The organism is Enterococcus sp. AAFC-DPL-5182, assembly GCF_058216605.1.
The window spans coordinates 2,406,213-2,423,130 of record NZ_CM177101.1 but is presented as its reverse complement, the minus strand read 5'-3'; the positions used below and the strand labels follow the sequence as shown (position 1 = coordinate 2,423,130).

Below are 16,918 nucleotides of genomic sequence, written 5' to 3'. Positions count from 1 at the left end.
TCGTGAATATAAATTTAGTGGGGAGAAACCATGAAAAGCAATTCTAAAACAAAAGTTTTTCTGAATATTGGTTTATTAGCAATTTTTATTGGAGTAATCATCTATGTGATGGATAATTCACTTAGTGATATATTTGCTCAATTAATGAAAACGAGTTGGATCGTTGTTGGCTTAGTCATTTTGTTAGGTGTCATCTATCAAGTTGTAGAGGGCCGCTCAATTAAAGAAATTGCTTCCTATTTTCAGAGAGACTTCACGACAAAAGATGGTTTTTTTACGTCATGTTATGTTGCCTTTTATCGTGTGATTTCATTTGGAACGGGAACGTTGCTTTCTGAAATTTATTTTTATAAGAAAAAAGGAATGGCTGTTTCTCAAGGGGTTGGTGTGACAGCGTTGCATATGATTATGTATAAAGTCGCTGTTATTTTTCTATCAATACTTGGGTTGATTTTTCAATTTTCTTTATTTTATGAACGAGCGCCAAAAATGATTCCTTTTATCTTAGTGGGCGTTGGATTAACGTTTCTGATTATTTTTTCATTGTTGATTCTTTCGAGTAGCATCAAACTCCAAGTAATCTTAATCAAATGGACAAATAAGCATTTTAAACGTAAAAGATTGCGAGATTGGGTAGATAAATGTAACCTACAGATTTATTCTTTGAGGGAAACTGTCCAAACGATCACAAAAGACCGTTCGGCGATGCTTCGGATTTTTGGTTGGAACGTAGCGAAGTTACTTTTTTGGTATGTGATTCCTTATGTGGTGTTGGTTGAGAACCATCCAACTATCGATTTTCTTTTGGTTCTTTCTTTTACCAGTTTTTCAGTTATTTTGTCCGGTGTATTTCCGACACCGGCAGGAATTGGTCCGTTTGAGTTTGTTTATCTTTTGCTCTTTAAACCTTTAGTGGGAACTGTTGATGCAGTATCATCTTTATTGTTGTACCGCTTTGGCAGCTTTGTTTTACCATTTTTGATTGGGTTTGTTTATGTTTTGATTCAAAAAAGACGAGAGATAAAATTAGAACTCCATGCGGTTAGAGAAGAGAAAAAAGAAGTAACGGATGAATAAAAGGAAGAAGCATTCACTTTTTCTATAATGAAGCAGATTCGAACGAAACAGATAAAGTTTCGTTCGGATTTTTTTATTTGAATAATGGAAAGTATCTAAAAGTTGAATTATCTGAAGATATTAGATCTACTTTGACTAAACAATTAGTGGATGCAGGCGTTGGGATCAAAGAGTTAAAAGTTCACGTGGATTCACTAGAAGAAAACTTCTTACGTTGGACAAAAGATGGAGGATTATAGTATTAGTGTATTGATAAAGAATGAATGGGAAAAGCTAATCAAGAAGAAATCCTCTTGGATCATGTGGCTTATATTAGTTGTCATGACCGCAATTACATTTATTGGTAAGATTAACTGCTGAGTCCCAAAGTGGTGAAGTTATGATGAAAGCAAATGATTTATTTGCAAGTTTGACTGAAATGACTTCATTGCTAAATTTATTTGTTGTGGGACAATCAAATTTTTGTTGATTCATCCAATTATCTAGTAATGCAGTTCTTATTTAAGAAGCGGGATGTTTCGTTGAGCTAGATTTCATTGGCAGATTTTAAGATAAAATGAGAGAAAGATAAAAAGGATAAAAAAAGAGATAAAGGCTGAAACTTTGTAAAATCAAAGTTTCGGTCTTTATTTCTATATGAGAAAACATTGTTTATTAGAGAAAATGTATGTTTTCTTTTTTTATCTAATAAATTGCTGATAAAATCAATATTTATGCATGTGAAAGCTTGTTTAAACGCTTAAAAATGATTATGATTAAAAAGATATTTTATACTTAATTATGATTAGGAGTGTTTTGATGGAACAAAAGCAATTGCGATGGTTTACCGTTGGTCTGATCGCTTTCAACATGGTTTGGGGCTTAGGTAATGTCGTGAATAACTATGCACAACAAGGAATTTCTGTTGTGACATCATGGATTTTAATTTTGGTCTTATATTTTATTCCCTATGCGTTGATTGTGGGACAACTTGGCTCAACTTTCAAAGATAGTAGCGGTGGAGTTAGTTCGTGGGTTCAAAATACAAGTACAAAACGTTTAGCTTATTATGCGGCTTGGACGTATTGGGTTGTACATATCCCTTATTTAGCTCAAAAACCCCAATTAGTGTTGATCGCTTTTGGTTGGGCGATTCAGGGAAATGGTGATATTGTTAATAATTTTTCAGTCGTTGGGATTACATTAATTTCTTTAGCTATTTTCTTAATATTTTTACTATTATCGACAAAAGGTCTAATGACTTTAAAAGTCATTGGTGGAATGGCTGGAACAGCAATTTTTGTAATGTCTATGCTATTTATCCTATTAGCAGTTGGTGCACCAATGATGAATTCAACTGTTGAATTTGCTACACCTCATATGGATAAAATCAGTACGTATATTCCTAAATTCGATTTTAGTTATTTTACGACGGTCTCCATGCTCGTGTTTGCAGTTGGTGGAGCGGAGAAAATTTCACCTTATGTAAACTCAATGAGAAATCCAGCTAAAGAATTTCCAAAGGGAATGATTTTCTTAGCAGCAATGGTTGGGGTATCAGCTGTTTTAGGTTCATTTGCGATGGGTATGTTGTTTGCAAGTAACAATATTCCAGAAGATTTAATGGCAAATGGTGCTTATACGGCCTTCCAACTGTTAGGTGAGTATTATGGTGTCGGTAACTTACTGATGATCATCTATGCGATCACAAACGGTATCGGACAAATTTCAGCATTGGCCTTCTCGATCGATGCGCCACTACAAATTCTTTTAGCTGATGCAGATCCAGATTACGTACCGGCAGCGTTACGTAAGAGAAGTAAAAAGGGAACATTAATTAATGGCTATTTGTTAACAGGTGTTTTAGTCAGTATTATTATTGTCTTACCGATGTTTGGTATCGACAATATCAAAGAGTTAGTGAAATGGTTGACTAACTTAAATTCTGTTGTAATGCCAATGCGTTATCTATGGGTATTCTTTGCCTATATGATGTTGAATAAGGCGTATAAAAATTATACGTCTGAATACAAATTTATTAAAAATCCTAAAATCGCTTTTGCCTTCGGGTTATGGTGTTTCTTGTTTACAGCCTTTGCTTGTATTTTAGGTATGGTACCAAAAGTTGATTTTGCAGCAGATCCAAAAGCGTGGTTCTTCCAATTAGCTTCTAATATCATTACACCAGTTGTATTGATTTTATTAGGGATGATTCTACCAGCTTTGGCTCGTCGTGATAAAAAGAAAGCACAAATCAATTAGTAGAAAGAGAGAAAGAGACTCAGTGAGAGTATCTTTCTCTCTTTTTATTTGTATCTAAAAAGGATGTGATGAAGTTAAAAGTCATATGGTGATTTGCAGCATAGAGAAAAATAAAAATTTATATGAGAAACAATCGAACAGCCATATATTTTTACAGCTACATTATTACCACTGTTAAAATTAATGCGTACCTCTGAAGAGTTTGTTTTAATACTGGTTTTAACCATTGTTTTTCTTATTAAATAGTGATTTTCCTTCTAGTTTTTCTTTTAATTTCATATATTTGTAAAAAAATGAGAACAATTTTTCCTTTTTATCGGTATAATAGAAGGGAAGTCTGTTCTTTTTTCTAAAAAAATGATACGATTTATACAGGAAAAAAATTGAGGAAGTGAGAACGATTAGTAAGCGACAACGTCAATCAGAAAAAGAAGAAAGATCAACCTACCTTTGTAAAGAAGTTGATCCCGATTATCTTGGCCGTGAGATATATGCCGATAATGTAGATACCCCTTATTCATTTTATTTAGTTCGAAAGTTGAATCTAGCAAAAGATTATCAAAATTTAGCTGAAGGCGAAGCTTTTTTTGATGCAATCTGCGATAGTTGGGATGAAACAGAAGCGTTTGAAGAGTTAGTAGTCAAAAAAATCTATATGTATGTTGAGACTGAGATCATGTATTATACATTACTGATGGGAAGTTTTGAGCCAACTAGAAGAGAACTTCGGATGAATATAAGACAATGGTTTGAAGAAATCACTCTTGAGAAGAAGGATCGGTCTCTAGTATATAAAGGAAACACAGCATTAGACTCTGGAGAGATGCAGGGAATGATGAAGCAAATGCTTGAAACTTCAAACGAGATTTTCCGTCTACGCAAAATGATCACGGATTTGACAGATACGATCAATCAAGGGAAAATCGAGATGCATACAGCTAAACATGATCCAATCATCTCTAGAAGTATTCAAACGATTCATCTGAAAAGAGCGCAGCCTTTGGTGATTGAAGATGACAAGGCTGAAAAAATAGAAAACTCTGCTGCGAATGAGTCCGTAGATGTAGAAGTCGAACTTGTGGATGATACTGCTAAAGAAGTGGAAATTGCAGAACCAGTTGAGCAAGCCGAAGCTATCGAGGAAGTAGTAGGAGAAGAAGCAGAAAAAAAGTTGGAGAACGAATTGGTGGAAAAACCAATTCAAGAAGATTCCCAAATAGAAGAAAAACATACAGCTTCGTTAACCCAAGAACCAGAAAATAAGGAACAACCAAAGACGCAACACACGTCAATCAAATTGAAACGCAAACAAATGGAAAACGAAAAAGCTCAAGAAATAGTTGAACTTGATACAAAAGAAACTATGGTAAAATCAAAACCATTAGATCTTGGTTTGTTAGTGTTTAAGAAAAGAAATACAAAGAAAGCGACACCAAGTAACTGGCCGCGCTTTTCTAAGCTAATGAAAGCTAGTAAAACGATTGCAGCTCCAGCGAAAATTCCTAATTTCTCTAAGAGTGAGATGGAAAATTTGGAAGATGAAATTTACTTATGCTTCATGAATAAGCGAATGCGCTTAGGAACAAAGAAAAATGCAACTCAAAAAAAGAGCATTTTACGATCAGATTTGCTGGCCCAAATTAATCAAGCAGAGTACTTAAACTACTCTTGGGGGCAAGTGTTAAGACAACGAAAAGAAGATGTTCTGATTTGTGGTCGACTGAGCTGTGGCGGTTTAGTGTCTTCTTTAGATGGTTTTTTACAAGAAATGCGGGAAATTGCATATAGCCGTTCTTTATTCGGTAAAAAAGTCCGCTGTTCAGTGGATTTATTGCGTCGCTTGGAAGGATACATTTTAATGGATCAATATATGCAACATCTAAGCTTGATGCCAGTTGACAAATAATTTGTAAGATAGAAAATAGTGATATTTTTAGAATGAGGTTGGACAGAAATTACTTTTAGTCCTACCGTTTATTCGAACTGCTTGAGGTAGGGATGTGACTCTTAGAGTGATGTCCTTGCCTCATTTTTTTTATAGATATCAATATAAGTCGTATGTAAAAGGCTAAGTCAAAAGTGTTGTTGATTGGTGAAATACGATCTCTACTGTATGATTAGAATGAGGTGTTAAGAGAATCATTGGCAGTAGTTATGTAGCTTATATTGTTTAAATATAATGGAGGGAATAGAGATGAAGAAAATTTTTAAGAAAAAGTCTACAGAGAGCAAAAATTCACGTTTAAAAAAATCATTAGGGCATGAAAAGCAACAAGAGAAAAAAATTGCTCATTTGGAAAATAAAGCAGATGAGAAAGAGTTTGATTCTTTTTTCTCTGAGGTGATAAAAAAATTTCCTGAAAAAACATCATCAATTATCATCGCAAGTTATGGAAAATCAAAAGAGCAAGCTGAGAAAATTTTAACTAAAAGTAAAAGTCAATTTGATAGTATCTTCGATGAGTTTTTAAAAGGAGTGGACGCGGAAACCCGTAAAAAGTGTCATACAACGATTCATGCTGCTTCCTTAACAGCGGCGATTATAGGGTGCTCACCGATTCCTTTTTCCGATGCATTATTACTAGTTCCAGTTCAATTAACAATGATGGCTCGTCTACATAAAATATTTGGGCAATCATGGTCTGAGAGCATGGGGAAAAGCTTGGGTAAGGAAATTGTCGTTGTTGGTTTGGGTAAAAGTGCCGTTGGTAATATAATAAAATTTATTCCTGCAGTAGGAACTGTAGCGGGGGCTGCAATTAATGCGACTGTTGCAAGTACAATTACAGAAACACTAGGATGGGTGACTGTCAAAATGTTAAATGACGGCGAAGATATTTTTGAGCAAACGATGACATTTAAAGGTCAATTTCAAACATTGTTAAAAGCTGTACAAAATTCTAGTAAAAAAACAAAATAATACTTACTAGAAAATTAAGAATGGATGTAATGATAAAGCTAAACATCATCATAAGAAGCGGTCGTGGGTCTTAACCTCAAAAGAGAAAGAATGATGAATCAGAATTTCTAGATTTAAAAAGGAGCTTTTATTTATGAAACAATCGATCGTACACATTGCATTAGTTATCGAAGATTATGACCAAGCAATAGCGTTTTACACTCAAAAACTTCATTTCACTTTAATAGAAGACACATATCAGCCAGAACAAGACAAGAGATGGGTAGTAGTCTCTCCTCCCAATTCAAAAGGAACGACAATTTTATTAGCAAAAGCGTCGAAACCAATTCAGCGTGATTTTATTGGAAATCAAGCAGGCGGACGAGTATTTTTATTTTTAGGTACCGACGATTTTTATAGAGATTACAAGGACATGGTCGCAAATGGAATCGAATTTGTTAGAAAACCTAAAGAAGCTGACTATGGAATTGTGGCTGTTTTTAAAGATCTATATGGTAATTTATGGGATTTAGTACAGTTTAATGACCAACATCCAATGAGTGGGCGAATATAGAAGTTGAACTTATTTCCGAAGGTGTTACTTCTGTTTCCATCGCCTATTTGGATTCCTTGTGGCTAGGACATCACTCGGCAAGTGATGTCCTAGCCACTTTAATATTTTCCATTTTCATTCCCATGTTAATGGGAAAATTAGTGGGACAAAAACAAGTCGATCACGTCAAAAGGTAAGGTGATGTTAGTTTTTGTTCAATGTTTCACATAGTTTGAGAGGAACTTGTTAGTTGAACGTACTAGAGAAGGTCATAAAAGGGCAAGGAAAAAACGGCGTTATCGGTGATCGTCTTAAAGTATCGGAGAAAAAGATTCAACAAGCTGTTAGTTTAACAGGATACAAAATAATATTTGGGGTAAGAAATTCATGAAATGACTGGTATTTCTTCTTCAACACTCTATAGGTATCAGGAAAAAAATATAATGATCAGAGAGCGATTCTAATCGCATTTTACTAATTAATGTAGATAGTTATAGATTAAATGTTATAATAAATGATTGATCGAAAAGATGCTCTGATTTATTTAGCCTGAAATTAATAGTATAGAAATCCCAACTTAAATGGCAAAAAGGCTCGTTAACAGATACGGGCAACTAAAAGGTAAAAAAATATCGATGATTCCAGAAAGAATCAGGAAGGAGAGTAAATGAAAAAAATTTTTATTGTAAGCCAAGTTTTACTAGCGATTAATTTATTTATACTCATTATTCCAACGTCTATTTTGTTAGTTATTTTTTCTCTATTTCCCAATTTAAAGTCATTTGAAAATGGACTAGGGGCGTATCCGTTGCTTTTTATAGTATGTGGCATTACAGGATTGATAGTAACAATTCCTTTTTCATTCATTATGATTATATTATACATGTGGTATAAGTATAGAGTGAAAGCGTAGGTTAATTTGAAGAAAGTCTTGAAAAGGATCAATGAAATAATAGCTATCTTTTTAACAATAGCTGGTTACATTATTTACTTATTTTTGTATATAAATAATGAAGATGGAGGAATGATGGGGCTATTTCCGTGGCTCATTTTTGTAGCTGTCGGATATAAAAAGATGGTAAAAAAAGCACTTCTATCTACAGCAAATAAAAAAATTGATACGCTTCGCTTGGACTATGAAAATACAATAATTGATGAAGAAACTTACAGAGACTTGACGCAAAAAGTACGCTCACTTATTTATAAGGTATCTTAATTATAATTTTAATAAACTCTCAAAAAGGATAAAAATAAGGATTGATGAACTATATGGAAGAGTTTTTCACAGCAATTGCAGATTTTTTCAGTTCTATAGCATTTGCTCTGTCTAATAATAAGAAAAGATAATTATTCCAACAAGAAATAAATTCTGGAGAAAAAATCACGAAATAAGATAAAATAGAATGTCTATTAAAATATGGAGGATATATGAGAAAAGTAATTATGCTATGTTTTTGTGTCACGCTGTTAATGCTTACGTCTTGTTCTAATGTAGAAAATGAAACCAGAGAATCAGAAGCAAGAGAATTATTGGAAGATGGATTAACCTTTATGAGTGGAATACAAGAGGTTGGACGTGAGATTAAATATACTGTAAAAAAGAGAAGACATAAAATAAATGAGACAGCAGTCATTTATGAAAATACAAAACCTGTAATTGAAATTTCTGTGAAAAAAGCAAAAGGACAATTGTATCCCAATTCAGTAAATAAATATGATTCTATTGAGGTAGAGATGAATTATAAAAATATTGATTATCCTAAAGCATTTGAAATAAGTTTCTCTGGTGTGGAGCTATTTACAATGAAAGGACAAGCAATTAAACACGGGGCAAATGGAATGGAGTCTACTGAAGCAACTTTAGGAACTCAAGGTCATGCTACAGCGGCTCTTACTATTGGTGAACTTATTGAAATAGGAGATAGTGTGATTATACGGTATGATTATGATATAGAGGTTAATGGAGGTGGAGCAGGCCCGTTTGACTATATTGAATTTGAAGTACCTATTGAAGTTGTAAAGAAATAGAAACTAAAAATTTAAGCAAGAAGAAAATAGTGCCATTAAAATTTATAGATTGTTCTGGCTATAGCTTCAATATAACAGTATGTTTAAATAATAATTTTCCCAAAAAGAATGTAGAAAATGTGTCAAAACCATAAAATGGGTGAATATCTTTATAAAAATGGTGATGTATATAAAGATGTTTCTTCTTAGGATGAAGAGTACGCGGTTTGTGGCTTTGTTTCAGTCTTCTTACCAGAATTTACAGAAAAAATATTTTGTAAACCCTTTCTTTATACAGATGATAACTGAATCTGATAAAAGGATATAGTGCCGATAGTTGGAGATTTCATTAAATTATCATAGAACCAAATACATAAGGTACAGAAGAAAACCAATTTAGAATCATAGTATAGAAGAAAGTAAGATACATAGATAGCCATGAAAATAGTAGTAAAAAAAATATTGCTATATGTCTTCTATATTGTTACTCTTGAATAACGGAGTATTGAATTAGGTGGTGAAGCGGTGAAAAAGAAGTGGATTTTAGCAATATTATTAGGAATGATCGTAATTATTATTTTATTAGGAGGGAAAAAATATATGGATAAAAAAGCAGTAGAAAAAAGTTATCAAGATGGGATTGAACTTATCCAAAACTATGTAACAGATTATTTGGTTAAAAATTATGAAGGCATTGAAAAAATCGAGTGGCAAGGGATTGGTGTAGAATGGCGAAGTTCTCCTGTTTTTGGCGCTTCTATTTTGGGGAACTATGTAAATAGCAATGTTCACGTATATATTTCAAAAGATAGTTATTTTACAATGGAGTTTCGCCTATCTGATGAAACAGAATATGATGATGACTTAAAAAAATATGTTTTATATGAATACGATGGAATCTCTGTGTTGAATCCCAGTAATATTGATATTTCAGTTGCAACTGGAATACACAATGCTATTTATGCATATAGTGATGACCCTGATGTAAAAAATTTAAAGGTAAACGAAAAAGAAAAGCGAGCATTTGAAAGAATCAAAAAAGCTTCTCCAGGTAGCACCAATGCGGAGATTATTTATAATTTAGAAATTCATAAGTTGACTTATTAAGGACGGTGGAAAACAGATGAGTAACGAAATCACAACAGAGGTCTTGGCTAAAGCAATTGATACCACAAAAGAAACTGTTCAGACTGACACAAATAAAGTTAAATTGAATATTCAAGGAAAAAATGTAGACTACCAAATCCTAAACAAAGCAGCCAGCGATGAAGACAGCCAACTAAATGCAATGGCTATCGCCCCTATCGTCAATGGGAAACCTGACTATAACAATGTAGCTGTTGTGTACGCTGGAACCAATATGCATAATGATACTGGAGCCAACGGTTTTGGTACTGCAGGTGGTGCTTTGACAGGCGGCCTTTCAGGGGAATATGAAGGTGCACAAGCTTTTTTAAACGAAACACAAGATAAAATAGCCAAACAGAACGGGTCGATTACTGACGTTGCTGGTTTTAGTCAATCTGGTGGTTACATGATGAAAATGGCCGCAGAATATGGTAAAGAAATGGGCTTTCAAACAACAAGTTTTGATGACTGGGGACGAGATCAGTTTGGAACGCTCACAGATGATCAACTGAAATGGTTGAAAAGTAATCCCGAAATGTTGAAACGATATCAAAACGATTCTTGGGCGAATTTTTCTGGTCGTGATCATACGTATGGAACTGTGTCACGTATTGAAGGAATAGGATTCAATGAACATAATACCCTTGCTAAATACTTTGACGGGGATACGCTAAATTTAGATCGTTTAGCCAAGGATGGTATCTTTGCCCATGGTATGACAAAAGCGCAAGTAGAGCTGGCTGCCAAAAATTGGGCCAAAAAAAATGGTGATGGCAAATTTTGGACAGGTGACGATGAGGAAGCGAAAGCGCGTGTAAAAGAGTATTTAAAATTATATGGATCTTATCGGATAGCAGATCTTTCTGAACTCAAAAAATTGAGAAAAAAACTAAAATCTAGTGGCGGTGGCTTATCGAAGAATGAAGAAATCTATTTGGATAACAGTGAAGCTTTATTAGTTGTAACGACTGCCTCTCAGACGATGAAAGACGGACTAATTGATGTGATCACAATCTATCAAGATGCGATTACAGAAGCTAAAGAAGTTTGGGTAGAAGGGCTTCAGCATGCTCGTTCAATCGGAACAGAGTTAAATGAATCTGAAATTATTGATGCCTTGGCTTCAGTCGGAGCAACAGAAGCCAGTATTGTAACCGAACCTATAATTTTTTATAAAGAACAGATCACTAAAGCCATACAATTGGGTGAGAGTTTTGACAGTCTCGTTTCAGAAATTAAATCAGGGATTGATAAACTTGTTCAAAGTGATAAAAATTTAGCTAGTCAACTTTTCTAGAATGAGGTGTTCATATGGATCAACAAGAAGTATTAAAAACAGATTATCTAAAAAAAAAACGTCAGTTGGAAGAGAATGAAGAGGATATTCTTTTTCAAAGAGATCAAGGAATACGTGATGTAGAAGAAGTTGCAGATATGACACATTATTATTTAAAAGACTACGTTTTAGATCAAGGTTTTATTATACAAGCTGTACATAAGTTAGATAGGCTGAAAGAAGAAGTCTATGAAGCAGCACAACATGACCGAAAGAAAATTGAGTGATAAATAGAGGAGTTAGATGAGACTTATTATCATGCTGTTCGTACATTATATGATCAGGAATTAGAGAAGAAAGAGAGTGATTTTTAATGTTAGATGATGTAACCAAAGACCTTAAAAAGAAGGCGCAGAAAGACTCAATCGCGTCAGCAATTGGTCATTCCATGAAACAGAAAAAACAAACAAATCAACAAAAAGCGAAACAAAATGGAGAAGTGAAGCTATCTTCAGTTAAAACAAATATGGCAAGTGTTTCCGAAAGCATGGGGAATTCGATCAAAGGACAATTCGGGAAAAAAGTAAAAGAGTCTTTCAAAAAACAATGTGAAAATTTAGATAAATTTTAATAACACACTTTTCCGATAAAACTACTTAATAAAACGAAGCAAACAGAAACCTTGATTTATTAGGGTTTCTATTTTGATTTAGAAGCTTTTTTTGAATTATATGTATCTCTAGAATAGATGCTGGAAAAGGAACTGTTAGAAGTTGTTTCTTAGGACAAAAACAAAATCAAGAAAATAGTACAACTTAAATGGAGATAGAAATAACTTTAAAGTGTTATATGATAGTCGACTCAAAGAGGAGTCTTTGTCTAATATGTTTTTATGGAGTAGAAAAGATAGTCAATTCTCTAAAAGAAACAGAACCAAAGCATGCAAAAAAACAACTAAAAAGTCCTTATTCTACAACCTTTTAAACTAACACTAAAAAAAACTTCCGTTTTGTAGTATAATTTTCAAGGATAGAGGAAAGGCGGGAAGCCCATGAGGAAAAAACAGACATATGCAGTAGTTGATCTAGAAACAACTGGGACCGATCCAATGGTTGACCGGATTATTCAATTCGGCTGTGTATTGATCCAAGATGGAGAAATCATTTCCCGTTTTGCGACAGACATCAATCCAAATCAGGCCATTTCTAAACAGATTCAACAACTTACTGGCATCAGCAATGCCCGTGTTCAAAAAGCACCTTATTTTGAAGATGTCGCATTAACGATTTACAACTTGCTGGCTGATACTGTATTTGTTGCTCATAATATCTATTTTGATTATTCTTTTTTAACACAGGAATTGATCCGTTGTGGTACGCCAAAACTAAAAATTCCCGGAATAGATACAGTTGAGCTGGCTCAGATTTTTTTACCGACAGAAAAAAGTTTCCGTTTAGGTGACTTGTCTGAAAGCTTAGGCTTGATCCATGATAATCCTCACCAAGCAGATAGCGATGCCCAAGTAACGGCAGAACTTTTACTTTTGATCGAAGCCAAAATGCGTCGCTTGCCGCTGATCACAATGGAAGCAATTGACCGCTTGAGTCAACAAACAGGTATGGATACTAGCTCTTATATTCATCATATCTATGAAGAAATGAAACAAACTATTCAACCTTTAGCAAAAGAACAACATGTAGTTTCTGGAATTGCATTAAGAAGAAAAGAAGTGCCACTATTTGAAGAAAAATTATACGGAAAGCCTATTTTTCCGCAAAAGAAAAAGGCCAAAGAAAAAGTTTTTTCAAATGTAATCGGCTATCGCTCAGAACAAAGCCGCATGATGAACTTAGTATATGATCATTTTACAAAGGATGAAACTAAAAATTTATTTATTGAAGCAGCTACTGGAACAGGAAAAACATTAGGCTATTTATTCCCGCTAAGTTATTTAGCAACACCAGAAAATCCAGTTATTATTAGTACTGTTTCGATTGTTTTACAAAATCAATTGACTGAAAAAGATATTCCGTTAGCCAATCAAATTTGCCCTAAACCGATCAAAGCAGTGATTATCAAAAGCCATCGTCATTATATCGATTTGCAGCGGTTTAAAGCCACACTGAAGAACCCTGTACAGCAAAAACAATATGCTTTGTATCAGATGGGGGTTTTAGTTTGGCTGGTAGACACTGAGACTGGCGATCTTGATGAATTACAACTGACAAATTTTAATCATGTTTTTTGGCGTGATGTCGCACATCGCGGGATTGATTTTTTATCTGATCAGGATTCGCTGTACCAAGAGGATTTTGTGCGTTTTCTTTATAAAAAAGTTCGACAAAGTAATGTACTGATCGTTAATCATGCATTTTTGGCACAAGAAACCCTTAGAGAAATCCCGCTGTTACCTAAAAGTTCGTATTTGATCATTGATGAAGCACACCATTTACCAGATATTGCTGGGAAAATTGCGAATCGTCAGTTTAACTATGTTTCATTTAAAAAACAGGCAAATCTTTATCTGGAAGAAGACCAGTTGTTTGATCAAGTCAATCAAATTTTTAAATCAGAAACACAAGAACAGCGACTATTACGTATTTACTCTAAAGCGTTAAATGATTTAGTAGAAGAATTTAGTGATTTATTCTATGAACTAAACCAGCTGTTTCAAAATGAAAAGCAACCCAGTTTAGAGGCCGTTTTGTTAACGAAACCATTGTTCGATCATTTGTCTTTAAATGGAGAAACGTCAATTCAAAAAATCGAAGTTCTTTTAACTGAAATGCAGGAAATTCAAACTAGATTGCAGCAGTCGATTGTTGAACAACTAGAAAAGTATACAGCGTCTGAGCGGATTATATTTGTCAGTCTATTGCAATTTTTTGAACGCATCGTATTTTTGTATGAATGTTTTGATATTTATGTCAATGAATGGCATCCGCGCTGGATCAAAGAATACAGCTCGACACCTCAAGGCTATGGGTTACTTGCAATCAATGATTTAGAAGCAAGTATTTTGCCTGAAACAACTTGGTATGATCGGTATCAACGGATTTTATACACGGGTGGAACGTTAAAATTTGGCAATGATAAGAAGTATTTGCCAAATAAATTGGGTTTGACAGATGTTTTGTTTAAAACATTGCCTGATCCTTATGATTATGAGCAAAATGCTCGCTTGTATATTCCTTCAGAAGCTATTACGATCAGCCAAGCCAATCCTGCAGAATTTTCCGCATATATTGCCTCTGTGATCCAAGAATTATCACAAGAGCAAGATCGTTCTGTACTGGTACTATTTACATCACATGAGATTTTATCTAGCGTTTATTATCGTTTGCATCCTCATTTTTTAAATGCGGGGAGAGATCTTTTAGCACAAGGAATCAGTGGTAGCCGAGAAAAAATCTTGAAACGTTTTGCTCATTCAAAAAATAGTGTGTTATTGGGCGCTGACAGTTTTTGGGAAGGCGTCGATTTGCCTGGAGAAGCATTATCACTGTTGATTGTGACACGATTACCATTTGAAAATCCTAAACGACCTTTCGTCAAAGCACGTTATGACTACCTTGAAGAAAAAGGAATCAATCCTTTTACTCATGAGGCTTTACCAAAAGCAGCACTACGGTTGCGTCAAGCTTTAGGACGTTTGATTCGCTCTGATGGTGACAAAGGAGCATTAGTTGTTTTGGACAGACGTTTGGTGACGGCAAAATACGGTAAGCGCATGTTAAAAGCATTGCCAAAAGATTTAACAGTAAAAGAAGAAACATTAGAGGAAATAACGTCAGAGCTAAAAGAATTTTTAAATAAATAAATTTATCTGCTATCTATTAAATCAAACTGATTTTCTGCTATAATGGTAGCCAGTAAGTTTGGAAAGGGCGAGGCGATTGCAAGAACAAGAAGATCAACGTGAATCAAGGAAAACCAAGATCCTAATAAGTGTCATTGCGTTTTTATTAGTGATTATTGTGATGATAACTATTTTTTATATTCGTTCAACACATCCACGAACACAGGCGAAAAGAGAAGCAACAGAAATTGCGAAAGAATATGCACATTTGGAAACCGTCGATAATTTTTACTGGTTTACTAGAAAAGAAACCTATTTTAGTGTGACAGGTAAAGACGATAAAGGAGAATCACTGGCCGTAATCATTCCTAAATCAGGAGAAAAAGTCACTGTCCTAAATCAAAAAGACGGCGTAGAAGAAGGACATATCCGCCAGATCATTGAAACAGATTATAAAGAAAAAGATATCCAAAAAATCAGTTTAGGACTGTATAATGATAAACCTACGTGGGAAGTCATTACAAAAAATGATGATGGATCATTAAATTACTATTTATTATCATTTGAAAAAGCTGAAGAGATCATGGTCATTAAAAATGTCTGACGAGACAGTTTATAGAAGCGATTGGATGAAGAGTGGCAAAGCAACACTCAATTCGGATTTGACTTTATAGATCGAATTGGTTCATCCTTCTTGTTGATAAAAAATGAATGGAGCGATACTATGGAAATATCGAATCGAGCACAAAAATTAGAACCCTCTGTTACGCTAGCTGCTGCCGCTAAAGCCAATGCGTTAAAAGCTTCCGGCAAAGATGTTTTAAGTTTAACAGTTGGTGAACCGGATTTTACTACACCTAAAAATATACAGAAAGCGGCAATTCAAGCGATCGAAAGTGGAAAAGCTAGCTATTATACGCCATCAGCAGGTATCAAAGAGTTACGTGAAGCTGTAGTAAAACATATCAAAACATATTATCAACTGGATTATCAAGCAAATAATGTGATCGTGACAGATGGCGCCAAATTTGCGTTATATCTCCTTTTTCAAGCGGTATTAAATCCAAATGACGAAGTGATCATTCCAGTCCCTTACTGGGTAAGCTATGGGGAACAAGTTAAGTTAGCTGAAGGTGTACCTGTTTTTATCTCATGTGCTCAGGAAAAAGAATTTAAAGTGACTGTAGAACAATTAGAAGAAGCTAGAACGGATAAGACGAAATTATTGATTTTAAATTCTCCTTCCAATCCTACAGGAATGATTTATTCTGAAGCTGAATTGCGTAAAATTGGTGAATGGGCGGTACTAAATGATGTCTTGATCGTATCAGATGATATTTATGGTAGACTTGTTTATAATGGTGCTACCTTTACACCGATTGCGACAGTGTCTGAAGCAATCAAAAAACAAACGATCATTATCAACGGAGTTTCTAAAAGCTATGCCATGACAGGCTGGCGTATCGGTTATGCGGTGGGGGATGAAACGATCATTTCGGCAATGAATGATATCGCATCACAATCAACAAGTAATCCAACAGCTGTTAGCCAATATGCGGCAATCGAAGCTTTAGTTGGCGAGCAAGACACGGTTGAAACCATGAGAAAAGCTTTTGAAGCACGATTAAATGAGATTTATCCGTTGTTTGCAGCGTTACCTGGATTCAAATTGGAAAAACCTCACGGTGCATTTTACCTATTTCCAAATATCAAAGAAACATTAACGATGTGCGGCTATACGGATGTCACTAAATGGGTGGATGATTTATTAGCAGAAGCACAAGTTGCACTTGTAACAGGTGCAGGGTTTGGCGCTCCAGAAAATGTTAGGATCAGTTATGCAACGGATTTAGATACATTAAAAGAAGCAGTTAAACGAATTGCAGCATTCATCGAAAAAAAATCAACGAAGTAAATTACTTAATTCGGGATAGGTAA

16 protein-coding genes are annotated in these 16,918 nt (G+C 34.5%); all 16 read left to right on the top strand.

Features of this window, described 5'->3' with window-relative positions; all coding sequences use genetic code 11:
- Nucleotides 1–30: 30 nt before the first annotated feature.
- The 16 genes from AC4BB7_RS11315 (at nt 31) to AC4BB7_RS11240 (ending at nt 16,895) form a co-directional block, all read left to right on the top strand.
- A complete protein-coding gene (locus AC4BB7_RS11315; protein ID WP_490483083.1) occupies nt 31–1,077 on the top strand; it encodes a lysylphosphatidylglycerol synthase transmembrane domain-containing protein in 1,047 nt (348 codons plus the stop codon).
- A gap of 77 nt (nt 1,078–1,154) precedes the next feature.
- Nucleotides 1,155–1,316 carry a hypothetical protein gene (locus AC4BB7_RS11310; protein WP_490483082.1) on the top strand — a complete coding sequence of 54 codons (162 nt, stop codon included), beginning with the start codon at nt 1,155–1,157 and terminating at the stop codon, nt 1,314–1,316.
- Between the two features lie 559 nt (nt 1,317–1,875).
- Nucleotides 1,876–3,318, top strand: coding sequence for an amino acid permease (locus AC4BB7_RS11305; RefSeq protein WP_086313603.1), 1,443 nt, complete (start codon nt 1,876–1,878; stop codon nt 3,316–3,318).
- Between the two features lie 391 nt (nt 3,319–3,709).
- Nucleotides 3,710–5,224 (top strand): hypothetical protein, encoded by a 1,515-nt coding sequence (locus tag AC4BB7_RS11300; protein ID WP_490483081.1) that lies wholly within the window; start codon nt 3,710–3,712, stop codon nt 5,222–5,224.
- Nucleotides 5,225–5,512: 288 nt separating this feature from the next.
- Nucleotides 5,513–6,238, top strand: coding sequence for a YcjF family protein (locus AC4BB7_RS11295; protein ID WP_490483080.1), 726 nt, complete (start codon nt 5,513–5,515; stop codon nt 6,236–6,238).
- A gap of 133 nt (nt 6,239–6,371) precedes the next feature.
- Nucleotides 6,372–6,791 carry a VOC family protein gene (locus AC4BB7_RS11290; protein WP_490483079.1) on the top strand — a complete coding sequence of 140 codons (420 nt, stop codon included), beginning with the start codon at nt 6,372–6,374 and terminating at the stop codon, nt 6,789–6,791.
- Between the two features lie 229 nt (nt 6,792–7,020).
- Nucleotides 7,021–7,161 (top strand): hypothetical protein, encoded by a 141-nt coding sequence (locus tag AC4BB7_RS11285; protein WP_490483078.1) that lies wholly within the window; start codon nt 7,021–7,023, stop codon nt 7,159–7,161.
- A 528-nt stretch (nt 7,162–7,689) separates the two neighbouring features.
- Nucleotides 7,690–7,986 (top strand): hypothetical protein, encoded by a 297-nt coding sequence (locus AC4BB7_RS11280; RefSeq protein ID WP_490483077.1) that lies wholly within the window; start codon nt 7,690–7,692, stop codon nt 7,984–7,986.
- 212 nt (nt 7,987–8,198) lie between these two features.
- On the top strand, nt 8,199–8,798 hold the full coding sequence (locus AC4BB7_RS11275; protein WP_086313597.1) for a hypothetical protein: 600 nt from the start codon (nt 8,199–8,201) through the stop codon (nt 8,796–8,798).
- Nucleotides 8,799–9,338: 540 nt separating this feature from the next.
- Nucleotides 9,339–9,884, top strand: coding sequence for a hypothetical protein (locus tag AC4BB7_RS11270; RefSeq protein WP_490485143.1), 546 nt, complete (start codon nt 9,339–9,341; stop codon nt 9,882–9,884).
- 16 nt (nt 9,885–9,900) lie between these two features.
- On the top strand, nt 9,901–11,202 hold the full coding sequence (locus tag AC4BB7_RS11265; RefSeq protein WP_490483076.1) for a hypothetical protein: 1,302 nt from the start codon (nt 9,901–9,903) through the stop codon (nt 11,200–11,202).
- A 14-nt stretch (nt 11,203–11,216) separates the two neighbouring features.
- Nucleotides 11,217–11,468 carry a hypothetical protein gene (locus AC4BB7_RS11260; RefSeq protein WP_490483075.1) on the top strand — a complete coding sequence of 84 codons (252 nt, stop codon included), beginning with the start codon at nt 11,217–11,219 and terminating at the stop codon, nt 11,466–11,468.
- Nucleotides 11,469–11,554: 86 nt separating this feature from the next.
- A complete protein-coding gene (locus tag AC4BB7_RS11255) occupies nt 11,555–11,812 on the top strand; it encodes a hypothetical protein (RefSeq protein ID WP_490483074.1) in 258 nt (85 codons plus the stop codon).
- A gap of 420 nt (nt 11,813–12,232) precedes the next feature.
- The gene (locus tag AC4BB7_RS11250; RefSeq protein ID WP_490483073.1) at nt 12,233–15,001 is read left to right on the top strand and encodes a helicase C-terminal domain-containing protein; all 2,769 of its coding nucleotides are present in this window, start codon (nt 12,233–12,235) and stop codon (nt 14,999–15,001) included.
- Nucleotides 15,002–15,077: 76 nt separating this feature from the next.
- A complete protein-coding gene (locus tag AC4BB7_RS11245; RefSeq protein ID WP_490483072.1) occupies nt 15,078–15,584 on the top strand; it encodes a cell wall elongation regulator TseB-like domain-containing protein in 507 nt (168 codons plus the stop codon).
- 120 nt (nt 15,585–15,704) lie between these two features.
- Nucleotides 15,705–16,895 (top strand): pyridoxal phosphate-dependent aminotransferase, encoded by a 1,191-nt coding sequence (locus AC4BB7_RS11240; RefSeq protein WP_086313591.1) that lies wholly within the window; start codon nt 15,705–15,707, stop codon nt 16,893–16,895.
- The last annotated feature ends 23 nt before the right edge of the window (nt 16,896–16,918 follow it).